This window comes from Bacillus cereus group sp. RP43, assembly GCF_040459645.1.
Lineage (GTDB): Bacteria > Bacillota > Bacilli > Bacillales > Bacillaceae_G > Bacillus_A > Bacillus_A mycoides_C.
In genome coordinates, this window is sequence record NZ_JARVHQ010000001.1 from 190,548 (window position 1) to 217,129 (window position 26,582).

Here is a 26,582-nt window from a genome sequence, read left to right on the forward strand (position 1 = left end):
AATTTATTTTTTTATAATACAAAGGAGGACAAATTAAATGAGTTTAGGTGTAATCGCAGCTGCAATTGCAATTGGTTTATCAGCATTAGGTGCAGGTATTGGTAACGGTCTTATCGTATCACGTACAATCGAAGGTGTTGCTCGTCAACCAGAATTAAAAGGCGCACTTCAAACAATTATGTTCATCGGGGTTGCTTTAGTTGAGGCACTTCCAATTATCGGTGTAGTTATTGCTTTCATCGTAATGAACAAATAAGGGAGACTCCCCTTACATAGATGGCGAAGAGTGTTTTTTGAACTTTCTTCGCCATTGCTTTATGAACGAAACGTATGTCTTTTTTTTTCATATGATCAATTTAGATATTTTGAAGGGAGTGAATCCTTGTGCCAACTTTATTATTAGGGGCTTCCATTCCATTTGGAACGATTGCTTATACATTGTTCATTTTCTTACTTCTATTAGTAATGCTACGCAAATTTGCGTGGGGTCCTTTAATGGGAATTATGAAAGAACGTGAAGAGCATGTTACTAATGAAATCGACGCTGCAGAAAGAAGTAACACTGAAGCGAAGAAATTAGTAGAAGAACAACGTGAAATGTTAAAACAATCGCGTGTTGAAGCACAAGAGTTAATCGAAAGAGCGAAAAAACAAGCTGTAGATCAAAAAGATGTTATTGTTGCTGCTGCGAAAGAAGAAGCAGAATCAATTAAAGCATCTGCTGTACAAGAAATTCAACGCGAAAAAGAGCAAGCGATTGCTGCTTTACAAGAACAAGTCGCTTCTTTATCTGTTCAAATTGCTTCTAAAGTAATTGAAAAAGAGTTAAAAGAAGAAGATCAAGTGAAGTTAATTCGCGATTATATTAAAGAAGTAGGAGAAGCGCGATGAGCAATGGGATTGTAGCAAAACGTTATGCTGTCGCTCTTTTTAAAATTGCAAAAGAAAAACACGTATTAGAAATGTTTGAAGAGGAATTACGCCTTGTACAAAACGTTTATGTAAAGAACGGAGAACTACATAGCTTTTTAACGCAACCGAACATTTCAAAAGAGCAGAAGAAAACGTTTCTTGCAAACGTATTCGGATCTGTTTCTGAATCTATTTTAAATACGTTATATATTTTAATTGATAACAAGCGCATTGATATCTTACCTGAAATTGCAGATGAATATGTTGTTCTTGCTAATGAAGAACGTAACGTAGCGGATGCAACTGTATATTCTACTCGTCTTCTATCAGAAGAAGAGAAGCTTAACGTTGCTGAAGCATTTGCAAAGAGAACGGGAAAAGACGCAATTCGCGTGAAAAATGTTGTAGATGAAGATTTACTAGGCGGCATTAAAGTACGTATTGGAAATCGCATTTATGACGGAAGTTTACAAGGCAAATTAGCACGTATTCAACGTGAATTAATGAAGAATAGATAGGGGTGAAGCACATGAGCATCAGAGCTGAGGAAATTAGCGCACTGATAAAGCAACAAATCGAGAACTATCAGTCTGAAATCGAAGTTAGTGATGTGGGTACAGTTATCCAAGTTGGTGACGGTATCGCGCGTGCTCATGGTCTTGATAACGTTATGGCTGGTGAACTTGTAGAGTTCTCTAACGGCGTTATGGGACTAGCACAAAACTTAGAAGAAAACAACGTAGGTATCATTATCTTAGGACCTTACACAGAAATCCGTGAAGGTGACGAAGTTCGTCGTACTGGTCGCATCATGCAAGTACCAGTAGGAAAAGAACTAATCGGTCGTGTTGTAAACCCATTAGGTCAACCAGTTGATGGTTTAGGCCCAATCAATACAACAAACACTCGTCCAATCGAAAGTCCAGCACCAGGTGTAATGGATCGTAAATCTGTTCATGAGCCACTTCAAACAGGTATTAAAGCGATCGATGCTCTTGTACCAATTGGCCGTGGTCAACGTGAGTTAATCATCGGTGACCGCCAAACAGGTAAAACAGCAGTTGCACTTGATACAATCATTAACCAAAAAGATGAAGATATGATTTGTATCTATGTAGCTATCGGACAAAAAGAATCAACAGTACGTAACGTAGTAGAAACACTACGTAAGCACGGTGCATTAGATTACACAATCGTTGTAACAGCATCAGCTTCTCAACCAGCTCCATTATTATACCTAGCTGCTTACGCTGGTGTAACAATGGGTGAAGAGTTCATGTACAATGGTAAACACGTATTAGTAGTATATGATGACTTATCAAAACAAGCAGCGGCTTACCGTGAGCTTTCATTACTATTACGTCGTCCTCCAGGTCGTGAAGCTTATCCAGGGGATGTATTCTACTTACATTCTCGCTTATTAGAGCGTGCAGCAAAATTAAGTGATGCAAGAGGCGGCGGTTCTTTAACTGCACTACCTTTCATCGAAACACAAGCAGGGGACGTATCAGCTTACATCCCAACAAACGTAATTTCTATTACGGACGGACAGATCTTCTTACAATCTGACTTATTCTTCTCTGGCGTACGTCCAGCGATCGATGCGGGTACTTCAGTATCTCGTGTTGGTGGATCTGCTCAGATTAAAGCGATGAGTAAAGTATCAGGTACACTTCGTCTTGACCTTGCATCTTACCGTGAGTTAGAAGCGTTTGCTCAGTTCGGTTCTGACCTTGATAAAGCAACACAAGCGAAATTAAACCGTGGTGCTCGTACAGTTGAGGTATTAAAACAAGGATTACACAAACCGTTACGTGTAGAGAAACAAGTTATCATTCTTTACGCTTTAACACGTGGATTCCTAGATGATATCCCAGTAGCAGATATCACTCGTTTCGAAGAAGAATTCCATGCTTGGTTAGATTCAAATGCAGCTGACTTATTAAGTGAAATCCGCACAACTAAGAAACTTGCGGATGACGACAAATTTGCAGCAGCAATTAACGGATTTAAAAAAGTATTCGTAGCTTCTGAATAATAAAAGCGGAAGCGGCTCGTTCTGAATGTGAGGGGGATGGAGCTTCTGACGAAGAGACGGTCTTTGTCTCGTAGGAAGAAGTGAAGCCACCGAGCATTCAAGCCGCTGGGGCTAGATAGTATATATATAAGGCATCTCAAGATTTGAGATTGCTGACGGTTATGTAAAGGAAAAGAGTAGGTGCACCTATTCTTTTCCTTCAATCATGAGCAAGAATATCTTGCAACGTAGATTAGGAAGAGGATTCTTACTAATCGTGCCAACTTCCGGAAAAAAGGTGGTGAAAACCTGTGGCATCTTTACGCGATATAAAAGCGAAGATTACCTCGACAAAGAAAACGAGTCAAATTACGAAAGCGATGGAGATGGTATCTGCATCTAAGTTAAACCGTGCAGAGCAAAATGCTAAATCTTTCGTTCCGTATATGGAAAAGATTCAAGAAGTAGTAGCGAGCATTGCGCAAGGAAGCAAAGGGATTAATCATCCAATGCTAAATGCGCGTCCTGTAAAGCGTACAGGATACATCGTTATTACATCGGATCGCGGACTAGCAGGTGGTTATAACAGTAACGTATTACGTACAGTTAGTAACGTAATTCGTGAACGTCATAATATGGATTCAAACCAATATTCTATTATTGTGCTTGGACGACTAGGACGTGATTATTTAAAACGTCGCGGCTTTAACATCATTGATGAAGTAGTTGGACTATCTGACCACCCATCATTTACTGATATTAAAGATCTTGCTTCTCGAGCAATTGCGATGTTTGCAGATGGTGCTTATGATGAGCTGTACATTTACTACAACCATTACGTAAGTAAAATTTCACAAGAAGTAACGGAAAATAAAATTTTGCCGCTTACTGATGTGGCGTCTGACAAACCGACGACAGCTTATGAATTCGAACCTTCTGAAGAAGAAATTTTAAAAGTATTATTGCCACAATACGCAGAAAGCTTAGTGTACGGTGCATTACTGGACGGTAAAGCAAGTGAGCATGCGGCGCGTATGACAGCAATGAAGAGTGCTACAGACAACGCAATGGAAGTTATCGATTCACTTACACTTTCATTCAACCGTGCGCGTCAAGCAGCGATTACGCAAGAAATTACGGAAATCGTTGGTGGAGCAGCAGCGTTAGAATAGTATTAAAAAGCGGAAGCGGTTCGTTCAGAATGAGAGGGGGATGGAGCTTTTGACGTAGAGGCGATTTGTGCCTCGTAGGAAAAAGCGAAGCCACCGAACATTCTAACCGCTGGAGCTAGATTCAATAAAAAGCGGAAGCGGTTCTTTCAGGAGAACTGCGAAAGCTACACTAATAAAAAAATAAAAGCCGACTTCTCTTAGAAAGCTGGCTAATTAAAAGAAAGCTAGGAGGGAACCCGATGAATAAAGGGCGCGTTACGCAAATCATGGGTCCGGTTGTAGACGTTAAGTTTGATGGCGGAAAGCTACCAGAAATCTACAACGCCCTTACGGTAAAACAAAGCAACGAAAACGGAGCAAGCATTAACTTAACATTTGAAGTTGCACTTCATTTAGGTGATGACACAGTTCGTACAGTTGCAATGTCTTCCACAGATGGACTTGTTCGTGGCACAGAAGTAGAAGATACTGGTAAAGCAATCTCTGTACCAGTTGGTGATGCAACACTTGGTCGTGTATTTAACGTATTAGGTGATGCAATTGACTTAGATGGTGAACTTCCTGCGGATGTACACCGTGATCCAATTCACCGTCAAGCACCTGCATTCGAAGAATTATCTACTAAAGTAGAAATTCTTGAAACTGGTATTAAAGTAGTAGACTTACTTGCTCCTTACATTAAGGGTGGTAAGATCGGTCTATTCGGTGGTGCCGGTGTAGGTAAAACAGTATTAATTCAGGAATTAATCAATAACATCGCACAAGAGCATGGTGGTATCTCTGTATTCGCTGGTGTAGGTGAGCGTACTCGTGAGGGTAATGACTTATACCATGAAATGAGCGATTCTGGCGTAATCAAGAAAACTGCGATGGTATTCGGACAAATGAATGAGCCACCTGGAGCACGTCAACGTGTTGCATTAACAGGTTTAACAATGGCTGAGCATTTCCGTGATGAGCAAGGACAAGACGTACTATTGTTCATCGATAACATCTTCCGTTTCACGCAAGCAGGTTCTGAAGTATCTGCCCTTCTTGGTCGTATGCCATCTGCGGTAGGTTACCAACCAACACTTGCAACAGAAATGGGTCAATTACAAGAGCGTATTACATCTACAAATAAAGGATCTATCACGTCTATCCAAGCGGTATATGTACCAGCCGATGACTATACGGATCCAGCACCAGCTACAACGTTCGCTCACTTAGATGCAACAACAAACTTAGAGCGTCGTTTAACACAAATGGGTATTTACCCAGCCGTAGATCCATTAGCATCTACATCTCGTGCACTTTCTCCAGAAATCGTAGGAGAAGAGCATTATGAAGTAGCTCGTCAAGTACAGCAAACTTTACAGCGTTATAAAGAGCTTCAAGATATCATCGCTATCTTAGGTATGGATGAGTTATCTGAAGAAGATAAGTTAGTTGTACATCGTGCTCGTCGTATTCAATTCTTCTTATCTCAAAACTTCCACGTAGCTGAGCAGTTTACAGGTCAAAAAGGTTCTTATGTACCTGTAAAAAATACAGTTAGTGGCTTCAAAGAAATTCTAGAAGGAAAATATGATGACCTTCCAGAAGATGCATTCCGCTTAGTAGGTAGCATTGAAGAAGTTATTGAAAACGCGAAGAAAATGATGGCGTAAGGCCTTAGGAGGGACGAATTATGAAGACATTTCCAGTCAGTATTGTAACTCCTGATGGACCGGTTTACGAAAAAGAAGTAGAAATGGTAAGCGTAAAAGCAGAGAGTGGGGAAATGGGGATCTTACCAGGTCACATTCCAACTGTTGCACCATTAAAAATTAGTGCGGTTCGTCTGAAAAATGGTGGGCACACTGATTATGTAGCAGTAAGTGGTGGCTTTATCGAAGTTCGTCCAGATAAAGTAACTATATTATCATCATCTGCTGAAGAAGCAAACCATATCGATATCCATCGTGCAAATGAATCGAAACGTCGCGCTGAGCAACGTATGCAAGATAAACAAGCACATGTTGACTTTAGACGTGCAGAAATGGCCTTGCAGCGTGCTGTGAACCGTTTAAACGTTTCCGATATGAAGTAAAAAAATCCGTAAGGGCTCTTGCCTTTACGGATTTTTTGTTATGAATATAAATTAAAAGAGGAAAAATGCTTCTTTTTATCTTTTTAGGTAGGAGAGAGCATATAGCTGTGCATAGAAGCGGCCAGAGCCTTTTTCTGCCCCATGCTAAGTGGAAATTAAGAAATAAAAAGAACTGCGAGTTGGTTTTTTGTTTAAATTTCGAAACTAAATTTAATTGATAGAATAAACTTACAAAATTGGTATAATTATATTGTGATTTGTATAAGTAGGAAGTACATGACAACTTATATTTTTATAAAGGAGATGAACAAATGATCGGTGAAATGAAACAAGAAGCATTACATTCCTTGAAGGGGAAATGGGGCTTAGGTGTTGGATCGACGATTTTATATCATATTATAAGTTACGTCGTTTCAATGGCTGTAATGCTTATACTATTAATTCCAGGAGTTATAATATTTCTTTTAGTGACTATTTCAACTGGTTCAATTGAAGAAGGAGCGATGTCAATTGGAGCTAGTATTACGTTTGGGATTTTTTATTGCCTTATGATAATTTTAGGTTCTGCAGCTTATGGTATTACTTCATACGGTTATACGAATGTGTTTCTACAAATAAGTAAACGAGAAGATGCTAGAGTGGATTATTTATTTGAAGGATTTCGTGGTTTTAAAAGAATGATGAAAACAATGTGGGCTATGCTTGCACTTTTGTTATATACAGGTACGTGGGTTCCGATGCTTGGAATGATTGTATTTGGGATATTAGGCTTTTTTGATGAGAATGCCAACCCATCTTTCATAATCGCTTTCTTTGTTTTACTAGCTATTTCGATCATTGTAATCGCTGTTCTGTATTTTTCATATTCGATGACGTATTATGTGATGGTTGAAAAACCAGAATATAGTGTTTCGCAGGCGATGAAAGAAAGTAAGAACCTTATGAAGGGGCATAAACTAGATTTATTTCTTTTATGGCTTAGCTTCATAGGATGGGCTATCTTAGCGATTTTTACTCTTGGAATAGGGTTTCTTTGGCTTAGTCCATATGTAGGTACAACGACAGCGCATTTTTATCACTATATTGCAAAAGGTGAATTGCAGTAGGAATATGCTATACTAATAGAATTGTTACGTATAGGAGGCCAAGTATGATTAGTGATTTAAAAGGAGAAGCGCTGGACTCACTAGAAGGAAAATGGGGATTAGCTGTCGGGGCAACACTACTTCTTTCGATTCTTATTTCAGCTTTTAGTTTTAGTATTGATTTCATTTTCTCTCAGGTTTGGGATTGGAAAGAAGTAAATAGCTCACTTACAGTAGACGTTATTACAATATTTCTGGTAGGTCCATTAACGCTAGGTGGCTATTATTTAGCGCTACATTTAATTCGTGAAAAAGAAGCGCGTATTGGGCATATATTCAGATGGTTTACAGAAGGAAGTAAGTTTATAAAGTCATTTTTATTATATATAGTAGTAAACATTTATATTTTCTTATGGTGCTTACTATTTATTATTCCAGGTATTATTAAATCATTTTCTTATGCAATGACGTACTTTATAATAAATGATCATCCGGAGTATTCCATAAATCAAGCTATTACAGAAAGCCGTCGTATGATGGACGGACATAAAATGGAGTATTTCATTTTATGTTTAAGTTTTATTGGTTGGTTTATATTAAGTTGTATTACATTAGGGATTGGATTTTTATGGTTAATTCCATATTTTTATACTACGTCAGCAGCTTTTTACGAAGAGATTGCAGAAGAATATTACGAGAAAAAAATTCCAACACTATAAAGTGAAACTGTAATCTGTGGGGGCCATCCCCCGCGGATTACTAGCTTCACTGCCCGCAAATAGCGGGATAAAAACACCCAGTGTGAACTATTGGTTCATACTGGGTGTTTTTTGTAGAAATCTTATAAATTCTTTACTTGTTAGAGGTTTACTGAAATAGTAACCTTGCATGTATTTACAGTTGTTTTTTTGTAGGAATTTAAGCTGTTTTTCTGTTTCAATTCCTTCAGCAACGACGGAGAGATTTAAAGTATTTGCAAGAGAAAGGATAGTGGAAACGATAGCTCTTTCTTCAGGTCGATGGTCGGCTAGTTGTGTAAATTCTTTTGGTACTTTTAATGTATCGATAGGGAAAATTGATAAATAAGCAAGAGAAGAATAGCCGGTACCGAAGTCATCAATGGACGTTTGAATACCATATTCTTTTAATTGCTTTAGTCTAGATAATGTTTCTTTTTCATCAATCATCGCAATTCGTTCTGTTAGTTCAAGTGTTACATCTTTCGGGTCAATCTCAACGTCCTTTAGTATTCGTGAAATATTTTCGATTAATTGATTTTGTTGAAATTCTTTCGCTGATAAATTGACACTCATTTTTAAGTTTGTGTATCCAAAACTTTGCCATATTTTTAGTTGACGACAAGATTCTCTTAACACCCAATGTCCAAGTGGGATGACCTGCGGAGTCTCTTCCACAATTGGAATGAACTCACATGGTGAAATGTCACCTAATAGTGGATGTTTCCAACGGATTAAAGCTTCGGCACCGATGATTTTATTCGTTGTAATGTCAACTTGTGGTTGATAGACGAGAAAGAATTCTTTATTTACTAAAGCAAGTGGTAAATCTTTTTCAATTCGAGCTTTTCGCTCCATTTTTTTATATAACTCTTTCGTATAAAGTGAGCTACCATTCTTTCCTTTATTTTTGGTTTCGTACATGGCCATATCAGCATGTTGTAAAATAGATAACGGATCTTCGCCTGCTTCTGGGTATATTGCAATCCCGATACTTGGCGAGATTTGTAAGTGTTGATTTTCAATTTCGAATGGCTCATTCATAGATAGTACAATCATATCAGCTATTTTTTGTATATCTCTATCTTCTTTATAATCTTCTATAAGAATTGTGAATTCATCCCCAGCTAACCGAGCAAGTTTCATATTTGACGTCGATATTCGTTCTAGTCTTTTTGCTACTGCAATTAATAGAAGATCTCCTACCCGGTGACCGAGAGTATCATTAATAACTTTAAAGCGATCTAGGTCTAGAAACATAACAGCAAAAGGTCTTTTCGATATTTTTGCTCGTGCAATTGCCTTTTCTAACTGTTGATGAAATGAACGGCGATTCGCAAGTTCCGTTAAAGTATCGTGATATGCTAGGAAATTAATTTGCTCTTGTTGCTGCTTGCTTTCTGTAATATCTTTAATCATTAAATAGGCCCCAGAAATATGTTCCTTTAAAAAGATGGGAACAGCTGTAACATGTAAATAGTAAATATCTTTATTTTTATGATATGCCCGTATTTCTAAAGAAATAGAGGTCCCTTTTTTTACGTGATGAAAGGCATTAATGATTTCTTCCAAATCTTCTTCATACATAAGTGAATAGTATGGTTGGTTTAATAATTCATTCGTTTGATAACCGAGTAAAGTAGTTCCAGCGTTGTTCACATTTAGAAAATTACCGTACAAATCTAATGTGAAAATTGGATCTGGATGATGCTCGTATAAAGATTTAAACATTTGTTGGTTATGATATAACTCATTTTTTTGTTCTACTAAATCTTCTGTACGTAGTTCAATTTGTTTCTCGAGTTCTAAGCTGAATTGCATTTGTGCTAGCAATAATATTTTATTTTGTCTTCGAACTAACGTATGGCGTATGAGAACGAAGGCGAAAGTTACCATAAGTCCAATTACTACGATAGGTGCAAAAACATTTTCGACCAATATAAAAACAATAAGCATCACGACAGAAATATACGGTAATGATAATCGGATTGATTCACCAAATTGAGGCGTTAGTAATACTTGTTCTTGTTTTTCGGGCTCTTTTGTGTGAAGTATACAAGCGATTGCTACCAATAATAAGGTTACTTGATAGAATGGAGCAACTGTGAACATAGAGTGCTCAGGCTGGAAGTATTTTATATAAGCATAAATAGCATCCGTAGTAGCATACAAAATTAAAGCACTGCCAAGAAGAGCGCCAACTTGTTTTGGTAGTAAGAATAATGGTCTGAATAAAAGATTGATTCCTATTAGAAGAAAGAGTAAATCAGCCATTGGATACGTGAGTTGAACAAGCATGTCGATATATGATGTTGTAAAAATATGAATGGTTCTTTCAATAAGCAAATAGTAGCTTAAAGTAAATTGAGCTGTAACAATAATACAAATATCACATATCGTAAAAAGCTGTTCCAATAAGTCTCGGCCATAAATAATTTCATATAGAACGGCAAATGCAAAGCTAATTAAAAATAATAAGTAAAAAAAGTCTGATGGATCAACGAATGTATAGTAGTCATGCAGAATCAAGCGTTGATAAGCAACTACTATATCGCCGATGAAATAAGAGAAGGATCCGATAGTTAATGTTATCCAAAACAAACGAGATAACCCTTGTTTTATATTTGAAAAATAAAATATATAACTGCAAATTGTAATATCAATTAATATGGTACTTATTCCAGTTACTATTTGAAATGGGAGTGCGTACTCATATAAAAAGGACATTGATACGTAATGAATAGCTATATACAACAATGAAATGCTTATAAGAATACTTACATGTGTTTGTTTTTTCATTTATATCACCCACTGTATATACATAAGAACCACCTTTTTTTAGTTTATGTTTTTTAGGATTGCTTGAAAAACATATAGAATTTCTATATTTATTTTACACATTTATAAGGAGTTGTAAAAATAGATTTATTCAGCAAGTATTAATTGTTGTTTCTGTTCCCAATATATCGACATAGGAATTTGAAGTTTGCTATAATGAATTGAATAGTTGCATTATTTAGAAAAATTTAAAAATAATAAATGATGCAAGTAAGACATATTGTTTACTATGTGAACTTGTTCTTAATTCAGGGGGGAGGGTTTCACAATGGCAAGTGTATATGAAAATAGTTATATGATCGTTTTGATTTTCTTGCTATTAGGTATATTGCTGCCGGTAGTGGCTCTTACATTAGGGAAAATGCTGCGTCCAAATAAACCGAGTGCAGCGAAAGCGACGACGTATGAGAGTGGAATTGAGCCTTTTCATGATGCTAATATTCGGTTTCATGCTCGTTATTATATTTTCGCTTTATTGTTCGTCATCTTTGATGTAGAAACTTTATTTTTATATCCATGGGCTGTTGCATATGACAAGCTTGGTTTATTTGCACTGATTGAAATGCTCATTTTTGTTGTGATGTTGCTAGTTGGATTAGCGTATGCTTGGAAAAAGAAGGTGTTACAATGGTTATAAATTTTGAGGAATTACACCCACAGGAGCGAGCGGAATTAGAAAGAAATATCTTTTTTTCTACATTGGAACAGTTGAAGGGATGGGCGCGGAGCAATTCTTTATGGCCGATGACATTTGGACTGGCATGCTGTGCGATTGAAATGATGGGAGTAGGTTCATCACATTACGATTTAGATCGATTTGGGTCATTTTTTCGGACTTCACCAAGACAATCGGATGTCATGATTGTGTCAGGAACGGTAACGAAGAAAATGGCGCCTATTGTTCGGCGCTTATATGATCAAATGCCTGAACCAAAGTGGGTAATTGCGATGGGCTCTTGTGCAACAGCCGGTGGTCCGTATGTGAATTCGTATGCTGTTGTGAAAGGTGTAGATCAAATTGTACCAGTTGATGTGTATATTCCTGGATGCCCTCCGAATCCTGCTGCTTTAATTTATGGAATTAATAAATTAAAAGAAAAAATTCGTTACGAGGCGAGGACCGGGAAGCAGGTGACGAATAAATGAGTGATCCAAATAAAGACTTAGAAAGCATGAAAAGAGAAGCAGCCCGTCATGCGAAAGAGGAAGCGCGAAAACGTCTTGCTGCGAAACATGAGGCGGAAATGTCTAAACTTAAAGGAGAACATCGAGAAAAAGAGAAAGCGCTACCAAAAGATAAGAGGATTAATGTAGAAGAAGCGAAAGCCTCAGCACTAGCGAAGCAAAAGCGAGAAGGAAGCGAAGAAGTAACGGACGAAGACAAAGCAAAAGCGAAGGCGAAAGCCGCAGCAGCTGCAAAAGCGAAAGCAGCGGCACTAGCGAAGCAAAAGCGAGAAGGGTCAGAAGAAGTAACGGACGAAGAAAAAGTCAAAGCGAAGGCGAAAGCTGCAGCAGCTGCAAAAGCGAAAGCAGCGGCACTAGCGAAGCAAAAGCGAGAAGGGTCAGAAGAGGTAACGGACGAAGAAAAAGTCAAAGCGAAGGCGAAAGCTGCAGCAGCTGCAAAAGCGAAAGCAGCGGCACTAGCGAAGCAAAAGCGAGAAGGGTCAGAAGAGGTAACGGACGAAGAAAAAGTCAAAGCGAAGGCGAAAGCTGCAGCAGCTGCAAAAGCGAAAGCAGCGGCACTAGCGAAGCAAAAGCGAGAAGGAAGCGAAGAAGTAACGGACGAAGAAAAAGCGAAGGCAAAGGCTGTAGCAGCTGCAAAAGCAAAAGCGGCAGCGTTGGCGAAAGTAAAATCCTCACAAGGTGATGGGGATTCAGGGGATGAGAAAGCAAAGGCAATTGCAGCCGCGAAAGCGAAAGCCGCTGCTGCAGCAAGGGCAAAGGGAGCTGTAAATAAGATAGAAGATGAACCGCAGCAGGAAGAACCATCAGTTAACCAACCATATTTAAATCGCTATGTGGAGGTTGTTAAGGAGAAGATAGGGGAATATGCATTAGTAGATTCCTATATTAATAAGCTTTCAAAAGATGTTCCAACTCTTGTGGCGGAGCCTTCAAAATATTATGAAGTGATGGAATTAATGCGATTCCATGAGGGGCTTGCTTTTGATTATATGTCAGAGATACATGCGACGGATTTTGTGACACATATGGAAGTGTATGTTCATTTATTTTCATATGGAAAGAAACAGTCAGTAGCAGTGAAGGTAAAGCTGGATAGGGAAGCGCCGCAAGTAGAATCGGTGACGCCGCTTTGGAAAGGGGCAGATTGGCCGGAGCGTGAAGCGTATGATTTGCTCGGTATTGTGTTTAAAGGTCATCCTAATTTATCTCGCATTTTAATGCCGGATGATTGGGTAGGGTATCCGCTTAGGAAAGATTATGAACCGTATGATGTGGAGGTGTAGCTTGTGATCCGTACGGAAGAGATGCTCTTAAATGTAGGACCGCAGCACCCAAGTACACATGGTGTGTTTCGGCTTGTAATTAAGATTGACGGGGAAATTATTAAAGAGGCTACACCAGTTATCGGGTATTTGCATCGCGGAACAGAAAAGATTGCTGAGAGCCTGCAATATACGCAAATTATCCCGTATACAGATCGAATGGACTATTTATCAGCGATGACGAATAATTACGTCATTTGCCATGCTGTAGAGACGATGATGGATCTTGAGATTCCAGAGCGTGCTGAATACTTACGGGTGCTTGCGATGGAGCTCGGGAGGGTTGCGAGCCATCTTGTTTGGTGGGGAACGAACCTTCTTGATATAGGAGCGGTTAGTCCATTTCTATATGCGTTTCGTGAACGAGAAATGATTATAAATTTATTAAATGAATTGTGCGGTGCAAGGCTTACTTTCAACTATATGAGAGTCGGCGGTGTGAAGTGGGATGCGCCGGATGGTTGGATTGAAAAGGTAAAAGAGTTTGTTCCATATATGAGAGAGCAATTGGCAGGTTACCACGACCTTGTTAGCGGAAATGAAATTTTCTTGAATCGTGTGAAAGGCGTTGGCGTATATAGCGCGGAAGAGGCGATTTCGTATTCTTTAAGCGGCGCAAATTTGCGGTGCACGGGAGTCCACTTTGACCTTCGCAAAGATGAGCCGTATTCTATTTATGATCGTTTTGACTTTGATATTCCTGTAGGGATCGCGGGAGATGCTTGGGACCGCTACGTTTGCCGGATGAAGGAAATTGAGGAGTCATTAAAAATTATTGAGCAAGCAGCCGAGCAGTTCCCAAAAGATGGAGCTGTGCTTGCGAAAGTGCCGAAAATTATTAAAGCACCTAAAGGAGAAGCGTTCGTCCGTATAGAGTCACCACGGGGAGAGATTGGCTGTTATATTGCTAGTGATGGAAAGAAAGAGCCGTACCGTTTGAAATTTCGCAGACCGTCTTTTTATAATTTGCAAATCTTACCGAAGTTATTGAAAGGTGAAAACATCGCCAATTTAATTACGATTTTAGGTGGGGTTGATATTGTACTTGGGGAGGTTGACGGCTAATGATTGAGACGCTCTTACAATCACCTTCAAGTTGGACGAATTTCTTCATTTTTTTCGGATTAGCGGTGCTTCTATTATTTGCAGTCCTTGGCTTCGTTACATACGGTATTTTGGCAGAACGGAAAGTGATGGGGTTTATGCAAGGACGGATTGGACCAAACCAAGTTGGGGGCCGGTTCGGTTTACTACAAACGGTAGCTGATGTTTTGAAACTATTATTAAAAGAAGATAGCATTCCGAAAGCTGCTGATAAACCGTTGTTTATATTAGCACCTGTTATTGCATTCGCACCAGCATTTATGGTGCTTGCGGTTATCCCATTTACTGATAAATTTCAGTTCGCGGATATTGGCGTAGGATTACTGTATTACATTGCTATTTCTGGGATTACGACGATCGGAGTTGTAACTGGGGGATGGGCATCAAATAATAAATATTCCCTTTTAGGAGGGATGCGCGCAGCAGCGCAAATGATTTCTTATGAGATTCCACTTGTGATGAGTGTAATTGGCGTCGTTTTGTTAGCAGGTAGTCTTAATTTAAATGAGATTGTAGCGGCGCAGGAGAAGGTATGGTACATTTTCGCACAGCCAATCGGTTTCGTCGTTTTCTTAATCGCGGCAGTTGCAGAGTTAAATAGGACACCGTTTGATTTACCCGAAGCGGAGTCAGAACTTGTTTCTGGATACCATACAGAATACTCAGGGTTTCGCTGGGCGTTTTTCATGCTTTCAGAGTATGTGTATTTCTTCGGGATGGCATCTTTAACTACAGTACTCTTTTTAGGAGGCTGGAACCCAGTTATGTTCCTTGGATTTATTCCAGGAGCAGTATGGTTTGCTTTGAAATTCAGCAGTGTGGTCTTTCTGTTAATTTGGTTCCGCGTTACGTTCCCGCGTATAAGAGGTGACCAGTTAATGGAGTTTGGCTGGAAAGTATTATTACCAATCGCACTTGCAAATATTTTCTTAACGGCATTGATTAAGGAGCTATTCTTCTAATCTATAAAGGGGGTGCCAGTAAGAGATGAAAGGACTATTTAAAGGGTTAAAATATACGCTTAGTAATTTGAGTAAGAAAAAGGTGACGTATGATTATCCGAATCAGCCGCTACCATTACCAGACCGCTTTCGGGGTATTCAAAAGTTTTATCCAGAGAAATGTATTGTTTGTAATCAGTGTTCCAACATTTGTCCGACAGATTGCATTCAATTAACAGGAAAAAAACATCCTGATCCTACGAAAAAAGGAAAAATCATCGACACGTATGATATTAATTTTGAAATTTGTATTCTTTGCGATTTATGTACAGAAGTTTGCCCGACAGAGGCGATTGTAATGACAAATAACTTTGAACTCGCAGAGTATTCACGTGATGATTTATTTAAAAACTTGCAGTGGCTTGACGAGAACGACGAGAACGTCAGGAAGGAGAATAAAGCATGAATGGCGAGTTTGTAGCATTCTTTATCCTATCCTTGTCTGCGATTATCGGCGGAGTGCTTATGCTGAACTTAACGAAAGTAATGCATATGATGCTGGCTCTTGTACTTACATTCCTTAGCATTGCAGGTTTGTACTTTCTCTTATCGGCCGAATTTATCGGAGTTGCACAAATTTTACTTTACTCTGGTGCGATCACTATTATTATGATTTTTGGCATTATGTTAACGAAACATAACGCGGAAAATGAATCGCGCCTTACTCTTCGAAAATGGATTATCTTCTTTGCGGTTGTAGCATTTGGAGCAGTTATGTATTTCGCTGTTAATAGTATCGATTTTTCAAATCAAAGCACACAAGGAAGTTTACCTCTCCATGAAAACAACACACTTCAAATCGGTACACTTCTCTATTCAAAATATATTATTCCATTCGAGTTAACCTCAGTTATTTTACTTGTAGCACTTGTAGGAGCGATTATCCTTGCGAAGAAGGATGAGGGAGAGGAGGATTCCCATGAGTAGCGTTCCGGCTTCTGCGTATTTAACACTTGCGATTATTTTGTTTTGCATCGGCTTATTTGGAGCTTTAACAAAGCGAAATACAGTAATTGTATTAGTTTGTATCGAATTGATGTTAAACGCTGCCAATTTAAATTTAGTAGCGTTTAGTAAATTAGGCTTGTTTCCAAATTTAACAGGACAAATTTTTTCGCTGTTTACGATGTCTGTAGCGGCAGCGGAGGCAGCGGTAGGTCTTGCAATTTTGATTGCTTTGTACCGTAATCGCCCGACAGTTCATGTAGATGAGATGGATACGCTCAAAGGATAGCATTGTGACCGAAAAGGGGGAAGGAAACAATGATCGATTATGCATGGCTCATACCGCTTTTCCCGCTTGTTTCATTTTTGTTACTTATTGTGTTCGGGAAGAAAATTAGAGAGGGAAGTAGTGTACTAGGTATTTTCTTTACCTTTCTCTCCTTTCTCTCTGCGGTAGTGGTACTAATAGAACGGTTTTCATCCGAGGCAGTGAAGCATAAGTGGGTATGGCTTAGGGTAGGAGATATAGATATATCATTTGGTTTTGAAGTTACCGCATTAGGAGCTTTAATGTTGTTTATCGTTACGCTTGTGAGTTTTCTTGTACATGTGTACTCAAAAGGTTATATGAAAGGCGACGCCAGATTACCAACCTTTTATGCATATTTAGGGCTCTTTACCTTTGCGATGCTTGGGCTAGTTATATCGACGAATTTATTACAGCTTTATATATTTTGGGAGTTAGTCGGCCTTGGTTCGTTTTTACTTATCGGTTTTTATTTCTTTAAAGAAGAAGCGAAGGCTGCTGCAAAAAAGGCTTTTATTATGACACGCATTGGGGATGTTGGGCTATTTATTGGGATGATTTTAATTTTTTGGCACGCAGGTAGTTTTGAATATGACGCGATTTTTAAAGCGATTCATACGGGCGACCTCTCTCCTTCCATGATTACAATAACGGCGATATTAATTTTTATCGGTGCGATGGGGAAATCGGGTCAATTCCCGCTTCATACATGGTTGCCAGATGCAATGGAAGGACCGACGCCTGTTTCGGCACTTATTCACGCGGCAACGATGGTTGCAGCCGGCGTATATTTAGTAGCGACGATGTTCCCGCTATTTTCAGCAAGTGTGGTAGCGATGCAAACTGTGGCAATCGTTGGGGCTTTCACTGCAATCTTTGCGGCCTCTATTGGTCTAGTACAAACTGATATTAAGAGGGTTCTTGCTTACTCTACAGTTAGTCAGCTCGGGTATATGATGCTTGCGCTAGGCTCTGCTGGTTATGTAGCTGGTATCTTTCACTTAACGACACACGCCTTTTTTAAAGCATTATTGTTCTTAGCGGCAGGAAGTGTAATTCATGCAGTCCATACGCAAAACATTAATAAAATGGGCGGTTTACAGAAAAAGATGAAAGTAACCGGTGCACTATTTTTAATAGGCACACTTGCAATTAGTGGTGTTCCTCTTCTTTCCGGATTTTTTAGTAAAGATGAAATTTTAGCGGCGGCTTGGATGAATGGCAATTACTTTCTATTCGTTTTAGCAGTAATTGCGGCATTTCTAACAGCATTTTATATGTTCCGTCTATATTTTCTTGTCTTTACGGGGGAAACAAAGACGAAGGAAGAGGTGCATGAATCACCTCGCACCATGACGTATCCGATGATTGTCCTTGGTGTTCTTGCGGTAGTGGCAGGTTATATAAATACACCGTGGTTCGGAACGTTTCTTGGGGATTGGCTTACGAAAGATATAGGATTCCAGGTGAAGGAAGTGCATGGACCTGTTTGGATTATGGTTGTTGCGACGCTCGTTTCATTTGCGGGAATTGCCCTCGCATATTTCATATATGGTAAGAAATCTATCTCTAGAGATTGGGCCGGCGGTGAAGGGACGTCTCTTTATAAACTTTTGAAAGAAAAATATTATGTGGATGAACTATACAATGTGACGGTGCTTCCTATTACGAAAGGAATCGCTCATGTGCTTCGCTTATTTGAAGTATACGTTGTAGAAGGAATCGCAGTTTTAATTGCTGGACTCGTTAAAGGTATGAGTGGCCTAGGATCGCGGCTTCAAAACGGGAATGTACAAGTGTATGGAACTGTAACAGCAGTTTCGCTCGCAGTGCTCCTAATTATTTTGTTATATACGGGAGGGGATTTACGGTGAATGGATTGCTATTAACGTTCTTCATTTTTTCCCCACTTTTAGGAATTCTCTTGCTTTTATTAACGCCGAAACGAGAATCGCGTACAGTGCAGGCGCTTGGTTTATTCGGAACGGCGCTTCCATTTGGAGTTGCTATCGTCCTCGCTTGTACATACGCTTCAGGAAAGAGTTTATCGATATTTGATGAAAAAGTGAACTGGATTAAATTTGGGGATTTCACAGCAGTGGACAAAAGGTGGTTTTCAATTTATTACGAGCTTGGTATTGATGGTTTATCGCTTGTAATGATGGTGCTCACAGCCCTTTTAGCGATGCTCGCAGCTATTGCGGCATTTTCCATTAAAAGAAATTTGAAAGCATTCTACATGCTGTTACTCATGCTAGAAATAGGGATGCTCGGTGTCTTCGCTGCTCAAAATTTAATGCTGTTCTTCATCTTCTTTGAAATTACGTTGCCACCAATGTTTTTATTAATTGGCAAGTGGGGGAAATTGTCGAGTGAAAAGGCTGCATATAGTTATTTAATATATAACGGTATTGGATCAGCTATTTTACTTATCGTTTTCTCGGTTTTATTTGCAAAAACAGGTACAACAAATATTGCGGAGCTTAAAGAAATATTAACGAGTGTAGGTGCTGGGGGAGGAATGGCTGTCTCAAGCAGCTTACAGTTCGGCTTGTTTCTTGCCATAATGACTGCCTTTGCGATTAAACTCCCTGTTTTTCCTTTGCATCGCTGGATGGTCAATGTACACATAGAAGCGCACCCGGCCGTAGTTATGCTTCATGCGGGAGTTTTGCTGAAGATTGGCGCGTACGGTATTGTTCGCTTCGGGAAAGGATTATTCCCAGAATATTTTCGTGATTTTGCAACGCTAATTGCGATTTTGGGAGTCATTAATTTATTGTACGGGGCCTTTCTAGCACTCATCCAAACGGACTTTAGGAAGGTACTTGCTTACTCTAGTATTTCGCATATGGGTATTGTATTAATGGGACTTGCGGCGTTAAATGCACCAGGTACACAAGGGGCGCTGTTCCAAGTTGTGTCTCACGGTTTAATTGCGGCCTTGCTCTTCTTCTTGCTTGGCATTATTGAAGAGCGTTTCGGGACTTCGGATATTACAGCACTTGGTGGACTCGCAAAAAGTGTTCCAGTGCTTAGTGGTTTCTTCTTAGCGGGTGGTATGGCATCGCTTGGAATGCCAGGGATGTCTGGATTTATTAGCGAATTCCTTGCCTTTCTCGGTTTATTCCAAGGGAAACCGGTTATCGCTGCCGCAGGTGTACTTGGAATTATTTTAACCGCTGTATACGTATTAAGAGCGACACTTCAAGTGACATTTGGTAAGAAAGAATGGGAAGCGAAATCTGATATACACGGATGGGAGTACATTCCTGTTATAGTGCTTATCGTTTGTATTATTGCAATTGGGGTAATGCCAGAACTACTAGGGGATCCGCTTCAAACTACATTGAAAACATTGGGGGTGAAGTAGGATGGATATGAACACGTTACTTAGCTTATCATGGCATCTCATGGTACCAGAATTCATTATTCTAGGGGCTGCCATCCTTCTTTCCATATGTGATTTGTTTTTTAAGCTGAACCATAGGTACGTAGCGATTAGTGCAATTGCCGCTGTCCTGTTAGCGATAGTGTCATTAATTTCGCTATACAGCGAACCGGCAGGAGATATTTTAAATGGATCGTTTGTACTAGATGGATTTTCAAAAGGATTTAAAACGTTGTTATTAGGCGGAGCAGCTCTCGTTTTATGTATGGCAATAAGCGATGACAAGAAGGAGCCCATTCAAGATAAAGGAGAATATTATTATCTGTTTTTAATGGCGCTTCTTGGAGCGATGTTCATGGCTTCTAGCGTTGATTTCATCACATTGTTCGTTGGTTTAGAGTTGCTTTCGCTTTCTTCCTATATTTTAGTAGGAATCCGAAAAAGAAACCGTGCATCGAATGAGGCTGCAATGAAATATGTCATTAACGGAGGAATTGGAACAGCAATTACACTCTTTGGAATGAGTTATTTATACGGTATTACAGGTTCGACCAACATAGTGGAAATGCAGAAGGTATTTACGCAAGGATTGGCTGGGGGCATTCAGTTATTGTTAGCTCTCGCATTTCTACTACTGCTCGTTGGACTCTCATTTAAAATTGCAACAGTGCCATTTCATATGTGGGCACCAGATGTGTATGAGGGAGCGGCTACACCTGTCACCGCTTTTCTCGGAACGATTTCTAAAATTGCTGGCTTTCTACTCATTACGCGTTTGTTTCTTATGGTGTTTGCAGGTGTAGCAATCCAAGGAGACGCACAATCTTTGTACGGGCGTATGAGTATATACATTGCTGTACTAGCTAGTATTACGATGATTGTTGGGAACGTAGTAGCATTAAAACAATACAACGTAAAACGTCTATTTGCCTATTCAGGTATCGCGCATGCTGGGTATTTGCTCGTGCCCCTTGTAGCGCTATCACAGTTTACGATGGATAGTATGTGGTTTTATATGCTTGCATATATGCTTATGAATATAGGAGCATTTGCAATCATTCACGGATTAATCTTACAAAATGATAAGGAAAATATGACGATTTTTACAGGATTATACAAGCGATCCCCATTTACAGCTATAGTGATGACGATCTTTATTTTATCATTAGCTGGAATACCGGGGACAGCAGGTTTCATCGGGAAAATTAACATCTTTTTAGGGGCACTTCATGTTGAGCCTGCTCATTACGTATTAGCTTCTATTATGATGGGGACAACAGTTATTTCATTCGTATATTACTTCCGGATATTACAGCAAATGTTTTTCCGCACAGGAGGGGCAGAAGAAAAGCTTCGGTTACCGTTAAATATAAAGATTGTCATGAGTCTTTGCGCAATTTCAATTGTAATACTGGGGATTATGCCGATGATTGGTTACAATTTCTTCTATGAATATTTTCCATTAATGAAAGATTTCTTCTTCTTAGGGAACGTGGTACAATAGTAAAAATAAAAGGTGTAGAGTCCGTACTCTACGCTTTTTATTTTGGAGTAACAGCAAATGAAAACACCTATAGGTATATGTTTTTTAACAGAAAATTACGATGTAAAATGTAAGATGCTTATTTGCGTGTGAAAAAGTGTGGCTCCTACTTATTTATGGTATCGTTTTTTACATTTTGCGTAAGTAGTAGCCAAGCAAAAAAAGGGGTCGATTTTTTGGCACATCTTTTAGGGCAACAAGCACTAATTGCCATTGTTTCACATTTATTATTTATTACCATTACGTGGTGGGCCTTACAAGGTATTCACATTGAGCGTTTAATGAAGTCTGGGAAAGTGATGCAGACGAGAGTGTTACTCATCCTAATTACAATTGCAATTGGGACATCTGTAAGTAACTTTTTCCTTGATTATTTAGGCTATTCAAAGAGTTTAACGTATTTAGTAAAGTAAGTGTATAGAACCTCATATCTCCGTTAACAATGGGGATAGGAGGGGATGAAATTGAAGTTTAAAGCCATTCTTATCGTTATCGTAAGTGTCGTTTTATTTTTGGTTGGATATAAAGAGATGAAACCTATAAGCGATGAACAGAAAATGGAGAGCATGATTGCAGCTTTAGAGAAAAACGATGCAAAAGTAGAGCGGTGGTCATGGTTAGCGCGAGAAACGAAAACAATTTCTAATATACATACGTTTCAAAAATTGTTAAACGATGTGAAGGAAGAGGCAAGCATCGAAAGTTGGGAATTAGAACAATCTCCAGATGGATATAAGGCTACATCCTATAAAAAATCTTCTTCACATGAAGAACGAATAGTAGTAACTTGGAGTAAGGAAAATACTAAAGAAAACACTTTTATTATTTTTGAAGTGAGCGGGGCGAAATGGGACCCGAAGTACGTTCAGAACATGAATAAAATTTTTAGTGAAAAACCTATAATTTACACTTGTGTTCAAGGTGTACTGAATGATAAGATTGAAGGTGTTTTGCAAAATAAAACCAATCAGGTTTTGAAAGATCTTTCAGCAAGAGCGATCGAACAGATAGAAGAAAGAGCATTTGTATCAGTCTCCGCATATAATAAAAAGTGGAATGACGCTCTTTCAACAAATAGAGAGAAAATAAATGTGCAAATAGCAATACGTTCTACAAACAACAAAGATACAATTGTGGTTGGCACACCGATCATAACTTCTGAGTATTGAGTGAATAGATACTGAAAAAAGGACACGGAGGGGAATAATTTGGAAAAGATCATCGTCCGTGGCGGAAAGCGGTTAAGCGGCACAGTGCGTGTTGAGGGCGCAAAAAATGCTGTATTACCTATAATCGCTGCAGCCCTATTAGCGAGTGACGGAAAGAATGTACTATCTGAAGTACCAGTATTATCTGATGTATACACAATTAACGAGGTATTACGTCATTTAAATGCTGAAGTCGTATTTGAAAATAACCAAGTAACAATCGATTCTTCTAAAGAATTAAATATTGAAGCACCATTTGAGTATGTACGTAAGATGCGTGCATCTGTTCAAGTAATGGGACCATTATTAGCACGTAACGGTCGTGCTCGTATTGCACTTCCTGGTGGATGTGCAATTGGTTCACGTCCAATTGACCAACATTTAAAAGGCTTCGAAGCAATGGGAGCGAAAGTAAAAGTTGGTAACGGATTTGTTGAGGCACACGTGGAGGGAGAACTAAAAGGAGCTAAAATTTATTTAGACTTCCCAAGCGTAGGCGCGACAGAAAACATTATGTCTGCAGCTACATTAGCAAAAGGGACAACAATCCTTGAAAACGCAGCGAAAGAGCCAGAAATCGTTGACTTAGCTAACTTCTTAAATGCAATGGGAGCGAAAGTACGCGGAGCTGGAACTGGAACGATTCGTATTGAAGGCGTTGAAAAATTATATGGTGCAAACCACCCTATTATTCCTGATCGTATTGAAGCAGGAACATTCATGGTTGCAGCGGCAATTACAGGTGGAGACATCTTAATTGAAAATGCTGTGCCTGAACATTTACGCTCAATTACGGCGAAAATGGAAGAAATGGGTGTTAAAATTATTGAGGAAAACGAAGGTGTACGTGTTATCGGCCCAGATAAGTTAAAAGCGGTTGATATTAAAACTATGCCTCATCCAGGTTTCCCAACAGACATGCAATCACAAATGATGGCATTATTACTACATGCTGATGGAACAAGTATGATTACAGAAACGGTATTCGAAAACCGCTTTATGCACGTTGAAGAATTCCGTCGTATGAATGCTGATATTAAAATCGAAGGTCGTTCTGTAATTATGAACGGTCCAAGTAGCTTGCAAGGTGCTGAAGTAGGCGCAACTGATTTACGTGCTGCAGCAGCATTAATCTTAGCTGGTTTAGTATCAGAAGGTTATACTCGTGTAACAGAGTTAAAACATCTTGACCGTGGTTATGTAGATTTCCATAAGAAATTAGCTGCATTAGGTGCAACTATTGAACGTGTAAACGAAAAAGTAGAAGAAGTGAAAGAACAAGAAGTTTCTGATCTTCACGCTTAATTGAAATAGTCTCTATGTCTTTTGACATAGGGGCTATTTTTTTTGGGTTATTACTGTTATAGTCAATAAATTCTATACTTATGCACGTACCGGTAAAAATATTTAGAAAATTTACGTTTTATTCCGCTATTTTCAGGCAGTAAAACTCCAACTGATTATAGTTTCACTTTATACCGATACCCCCAAGTATGTTCTAAAAGATCCCGTAGTTCCATAAGAATGAAAGGAATCCAACTTTATATTGGGGGAATAGGATGAAATTTTCAAAGCCGCTTTTCATTACAGTAGCGCTCTTAATAGCGCTCGTTATCATTGTACCTGCTGCTCTTGTGATTCCGTTTGCGAAAGCAAAGGTAGGGGAAGAAGCAGCTTCTAAAACTCCTCCAGCGATAGAAAGTATACCAGCTCCAGGGAAAGTGGATACAGCGGTTCAAGTTGCTGTATACCGTGATCAGCAGAAGAAGGTAGAAACATTACCTATGGAGGAGTATGTGGCCGGTGTAGTAGCTTCTGAGATGAATGCCAGCTTTGAAATAGAGGCGCTAAAGGCGCAGGCATTAGCAGCAAGAACATTTGTAGTGCAGCGTATGCTAAGCGGAGGTAAGAAAAACAATGCGGACGTGACAGATACAGTGAAAGATCAAGTATACAAAAGCAAAGAGGAATTGAAGAAACAATGGGGTAATAACTATGAAAATAATTTAAAGAAAATTGAGGAAGCCGTTTCGAAAACCGCAGGACAAGTTTTAACGTATGATGGAAAACCAATTTCAGCATCCTTCTTCTCAACGAGTAACGGACGAACAGAAAATGCAGCTGATTATTGGGGAAATGATTATCCGTACTTAAAGAGTGTAGATAGTCCGTGGGATCAAGCCTCTCCAAAATTTACGAGTGAGCAAAAATTCACAGTAGCTGATTTTCAAAAACGTCTCGGTGTGAAAGTACTAGCAAACGGAAAGGTTGGTAATATTAAAGACCTTACGGAAGGAAAACGAGTGAAGGATGTAGAGTTTCAAGGGAAAACATTAACAGGAAAACAAGTTCGTGAAAAGTTAGATTTACGCTCCTCAGACTTTACGTGGAAACAAGAAGGGGATAACATCACCGTTACGACGAAAGGATTCGGTCACGGCGTCGGTATGAGCCAGTACGGTGCGAATGGTATGGCAGGGGAAGGTAAGAAATATACAGAGATAGTCGCTCATTACTATAAAGGCGTTGAAATAAAGACGATGAATGATTATGAAGGAAAATTGATGGTGAAGAAGTAGGTGTCAGGGGTTTCCTGATACCTACTTATTTTTGTTTAAAATATCATAATCTTCCATTAATTGTTTGATATAATTAGGGAAAAACATTTGGGGGAGACGGAATGGCGTTATTGGAGTTGAAACAGTTAGGGAAGACGAACCAGTTACCGGCAATTGAGCTAGAGGTTGAGAAGGGACAATGTGTTGTTTTGCAATGTAATAACCATACAGCAAAGATTTTGCACCGCATCATTATTGGTGAGGAAGAAGCTTCAACTGGCAATGTGCTATTTGAAGGCGAAGCGATTAGAAAGAAAAATTATTCCCGCATAGGCTTTTGTTTTTTGAAGGATGAAGCATATGACCGTTTGAAGGTGAAGGAATACTTCAAATTTTTATTAGGGCTTTATGAATCCAAGGTAAGTATAGAAGAAGTTGTACAATGTGTTGGTCTCCTAGATAAGTTAAACGTTAAAATAGAAAAATTATCATTTTCAGAGAAACGCCGTCTTCATATTGGGCGGATTATGATTCACAATCCGGATTTAGTTATTTTGGAAGAGCCAGAGCAAAATGTCGATACAGAGAGTACAATTATTATTCGAAAAGCGATTATGAAAATGAAAGAACAAGGAAAGGCAATCTTTATTACGTCATCTTTCTTATCGGACGCCCTTTCGTTAACAGAAGATGTATACATATTAAACAACGATGGTGTGAAAAAGCTAGAAATTGAGCAAGAAGAAGTGGAAGGAGTCGATGAAGAAAAAGTCGTTCAAATGATTCCACAAATGAAACTAGAAAGAATACCAGCGAAAGTGAACGATAAAATCATTTTACTTGATCCGATGGAAATTCATTTCATTGAAACACAAAACGGAGTGACACATATTCATGTGCGTGAAGGTGATTTTGTATGTGCATTAACATTAAGTGAACTAGAAGCGAGATTAACAGGATTCGGGTTCTTCAGATGCCATCGCTCGTACCTCGTTAATTTACAAAGAGTGCGAGAAGTTATTACTTGGACAAGGAACAGTTTTAGTTTAATTTTGGATGACGAAAGAAAAAGTTCAATTCCGCTTTCAAAAGGACGAATGGATGAATTAAAAGGTGTAATTGGGCTATAAGAGTGCTCCAATAAGCTCAAAATACGATTCATTCACTGGTAAAAATACTCCTTTTA

General features: G+C 39.0%; 26 protein-coding genes. 25 read left to right on the plus strand and 1 reads right to left on the minus strand.

The genetic code is table 11. The features are described 5' to 3' along the window. The first annotated feature begins 37 nt into the window (after positions 1 to 37). The 9 genes from atpE (at position 38) to QCI75_RS00980 (ending at position 7,976) form a co-directional block, all read left to right on the plus strand. A complete protein-coding gene (gene atpE, locus QCI75_RS00940; RefSeq protein ID WP_000052064.1) occupies positions 38 to 256 on the plus strand; it encodes a F0F1 ATP synthase subunit C in 219 nt (72 codons plus the stop codon). Positions 257 to 384: 128 nt separating this feature from the next. Continuing rightward, positions 385 to 891, plus strand: coding sequence for a F0F1 ATP synthase subunit B (gene atpF / locus QCI75_RS00945; RefSeq protein WP_144506161.1), 507 nt, complete (start codon positions 385 to 387; stop codon positions 889 to 891). Next, a complete protein-coding gene (gene atpH / locus QCI75_RS00950) occupies positions 888 to 1,430 on the plus strand; it encodes a F0F1 ATP synthase subunit delta (RefSeq protein WP_000064684.1) in 543 nt (180 codons plus the stop codon). Before atpF ends, atpH begins: the two co-directional genes overlap by 4 nt. 11 nt (positions 1,431 to 1,441) lie before the next feature. Then, a complete protein-coding gene (atpA, locus tag QCI75_RS00955) occupies positions 1,442 to 2,950 on the plus strand; it encodes a F0F1 ATP synthase subunit alpha (RefSeq protein ID WP_071717958.1) in 1,509 nt (502 codons plus the stop codon). Between the two features lie 290 nt (positions 2,951 to 3,240). Continuing rightward, a complete protein-coding gene (atpG, locus tag QCI75_RS00960; RefSeq protein WP_000157703.1) occupies positions 3,241 to 4,101 on the plus strand; it encodes a F0F1 ATP synthase subunit gamma in 861 nt (286 codons plus the stop codon). A gap of 239 nt (positions 4,102 to 4,340) precedes the next feature. Continuing rightward, positions 4,341 to 5,750: a F0F1 ATP synthase subunit beta gene (gene atpD / locus QCI75_RS00965; protein WP_002123794.1), complete on the plus strand. Its 1,410-nt coding sequence runs from the start codon at positions 4,341 to 4,343 to the stop codon at positions 5,748 to 5,750. 20 nt (positions 5,751 to 5,770) lie between these two features. Continuing rightward, the gene (gene atpC, locus QCI75_RS00970; RefSeq protein WP_002123795.1) at positions 5,771 to 6,172 is read left to right on the plus strand and encodes a F0F1 ATP synthase subunit epsilon; all 402 of its coding nucleotides are present in this window, start codon (positions 5,771 to 5,773) and stop codon (positions 6,170 to 6,172) included. A gap of 311 nt (positions 6,173 to 6,483) precedes the next feature. Further along, entirely contained in the window at positions 6,484 to 7,278 is a 795-nt protein-coding gene (locus QCI75_RS00975; protein ID WP_353759841.1) for a DUF975 family protein, read from the plus strand. Positions 7,279 to 7,322: 44 nt separating this feature from the next. Next, positions 7,323 to 7,976: a DUF975 family protein gene (locus QCI75_RS00980; RefSeq protein ID WP_144506163.1), complete on the plus strand. Its 654-nt coding sequence runs from the start codon at positions 7,323 to 7,325 to the stop codon at positions 7,974 to 7,976. An 87-nt stretch (positions 7,977 to 8,063) separates the two neighbouring features. On the opposite strand, the gene QCI75_RS00985 is transcribed toward QCI75_RS00980, so the two are convergent. Continuing rightward, complete coding sequence (locus QCI75_RS00985) at positions 8,064 to 10,793, minus strand: putative bifunctional diguanylate cyclase/phosphodiesterase (RefSeq protein ID WP_353759842.1); 2,730 nt, start codon at positions 10,791 to 10,793, stop codon at positions 8,064 to 8,066. A 307-nt stretch (positions 10,794 to 11,100) separates the two neighbouring features. Here QCI75_RS00985 and nuoA point away from each other — a divergent pair, with 307 nt between their 5' ends. From nuoA to QCI75_RS01065, 16 genes are all read left to right on the plus strand, one after another. Next, entirely contained in the window at positions 11,101 to 11,469 is a 369-nt protein-coding gene (nuoA, locus tag QCI75_RS00990) for an NADH-quinone oxidoreductase subunit NuoA (RefSeq protein WP_000179270.1), read from the plus strand. Continuing rightward, positions 11,460 to 11,978 (plus strand): NADH-quinone oxidoreductase subunit NuoB, encoded by a 519-nt coding sequence (nuoB, locus tag QCI75_RS00995; RefSeq protein ID WP_002089729.1) that lies wholly within the window; start codon positions 11,460 to 11,462, stop codon positions 11,976 to 11,978. The genes nuoA and nuoB overlap by 10 nt, the downstream gene beginning before the upstream one ends. Next, the gene (locus QCI75_RS01000) at positions 11,975 to 13,300 is read left to right on the plus strand and encodes an NADH-quinone oxidoreductase subunit C (protein WP_353759843.1); all 1,326 of its coding nucleotides are present in this window, start codon (positions 11,975 to 11,977) and stop codon (positions 13,298 to 13,300) included. Before nuoB ends, QCI75_RS01000 begins: the two co-directional genes overlap by 4 nt. Before the next feature lie 3 nt (positions 13,301 to 13,303). After that, the gene (gene nuoD, locus QCI75_RS01005) at positions 13,304 to 14,404 is read left to right on the plus strand and encodes an NADH-quinone oxidoreductase subunit NuoD (RefSeq protein WP_353759844.1); all 1,101 of its coding nucleotides are present in this window, start codon (positions 13,304 to 13,306) and stop codon (positions 14,402 to 14,404) included. Continuing rightward, positions 14,404 to 15,405, plus strand: a complete 1,002-nt coding sequence (gene nuoH, locus QCI75_RS01010) for an NADH-quinone oxidoreductase subunit NuoH (RefSeq protein WP_144506166.1) — start codon at positions 14,404 to 14,406, stop codon at positions 15,403 to 15,405. The genes nuoD and nuoH overlap by 1 nt, the downstream gene beginning before the upstream one ends. Before the next feature lie 25 nt (positions 15,406 to 15,430). After that, positions 15,431 to 15,850 (plus strand): NADH-quinone oxidoreductase subunit NuoI, encoded by a 420-nt coding sequence (gene nuoI / locus QCI75_RS01015; RefSeq protein WP_000677191.1) that lies wholly within the window; start codon positions 15,431 to 15,433, stop codon positions 15,848 to 15,850. Further along, positions 15,847 to 16,371 (plus strand): NADH-quinone oxidoreductase subunit J, encoded by a 525-nt coding sequence (locus QCI75_RS01020; protein ID WP_001012819.1) that lies wholly within the window; start codon positions 15,847 to 15,849, stop codon positions 16,369 to 16,371. Before nuoI ends, QCI75_RS01020 begins: the two co-directional genes overlap by 4 nt. Beyond that, positions 16,364 to 16,678, plus strand: a complete 315-nt coding sequence (gene nuoK, locus QCI75_RS01025; protein WP_000100081.1) for an NADH-quinone oxidoreductase subunit NuoK — start codon at positions 16,364 to 16,366, stop codon at positions 16,676 to 16,678. The genes QCI75_RS01020 and nuoK overlap by 8 nt, the downstream gene beginning before the upstream one ends. Before the next feature lie 29 nt (positions 16,679 to 16,707). After that, positions 16,708 to 18,570, plus strand: coding sequence for an NADH-quinone oxidoreductase subunit L (nuoL, locus tag QCI75_RS01030; RefSeq protein WP_144506169.1), 1,863 nt, complete (start codon positions 16,708 to 16,710; stop codon positions 18,568 to 18,570). Continuing rightward, on the plus strand, positions 18,567 to 20,069 hold the full coding sequence (locus QCI75_RS01035; protein ID WP_353759845.1) for an NADH-quinone oxidoreductase subunit M: 1,503 nt from the start codon (positions 18,567 to 18,569) through the stop codon (positions 20,067 to 20,069). Before nuoL ends, QCI75_RS01035 begins: the two co-directional genes overlap by 4 nt. 7 nt (positions 20,070 to 20,076) lie before the next feature. Next, positions 20,077 to 21,591, plus strand: a complete 1,515-nt coding sequence (nuoN, locus tag QCI75_RS01040) for an NADH-quinone oxidoreductase subunit NuoN (RefSeq protein WP_353761472.1) — start codon at positions 20,077 to 20,079, stop codon at positions 21,589 to 21,591. A 215-nt stretch (positions 21,592 to 21,806) separates the two neighbouring features. Continuing rightward, positions 21,807 to 22,043, plus strand: coding sequence for a DUF1146 family protein (locus QCI75_RS01045; protein WP_002016201.1), 237 nt, complete (start codon positions 21,807 to 21,809; stop codon positions 22,041 to 22,043). A 51-nt stretch (positions 22,044 to 22,094) separates the two neighbouring features. After that, a complete protein-coding gene (locus QCI75_RS01050) occupies positions 22,095 to 22,799 on the plus strand; it encodes a YwmB family TATA-box binding protein (protein ID WP_186320884.1) in 705 nt (234 codons plus the stop codon). Between the two features lie 39 nt (positions 22,800 to 22,838). Further along, positions 22,839 to 24,143 carry a UDP-N-acetylglucosamine 1-carboxyvinyltransferase gene (gene murA / locus QCI75_RS01055; protein WP_002123823.1) on the plus strand — a complete coding sequence of 435 codons (1,305 nt, stop codon included), beginning with the start codon at positions 22,839 to 22,841 and terminating at the stop codon, positions 24,141 to 24,143. 254 nt (positions 24,144 to 24,397) lie between these two features. Next, a complete protein-coding gene (gene spoIID / locus QCI75_RS01060) occupies positions 24,398 to 25,417 on the plus strand; it encodes a stage II sporulation protein D (protein ID WP_144506173.1) in 1,020 nt (339 codons plus the stop codon). 101 nt (positions 25,418 to 25,518) lie between these two features. Beyond that, positions 25,519 to 26,526 carry a LytTR family transcriptional regulator DNA-binding domain-containing protein gene (locus QCI75_RS01065; RefSeq protein WP_353759846.1) on the plus strand — a complete coding sequence of 336 codons (1,008 nt, stop codon included), beginning with the start codon at positions 25,519 to 25,521 and terminating at the stop codon, positions 26,524 to 26,526. Positions 26,527 to 26,582: the final 56 nt, after the last annotated feature.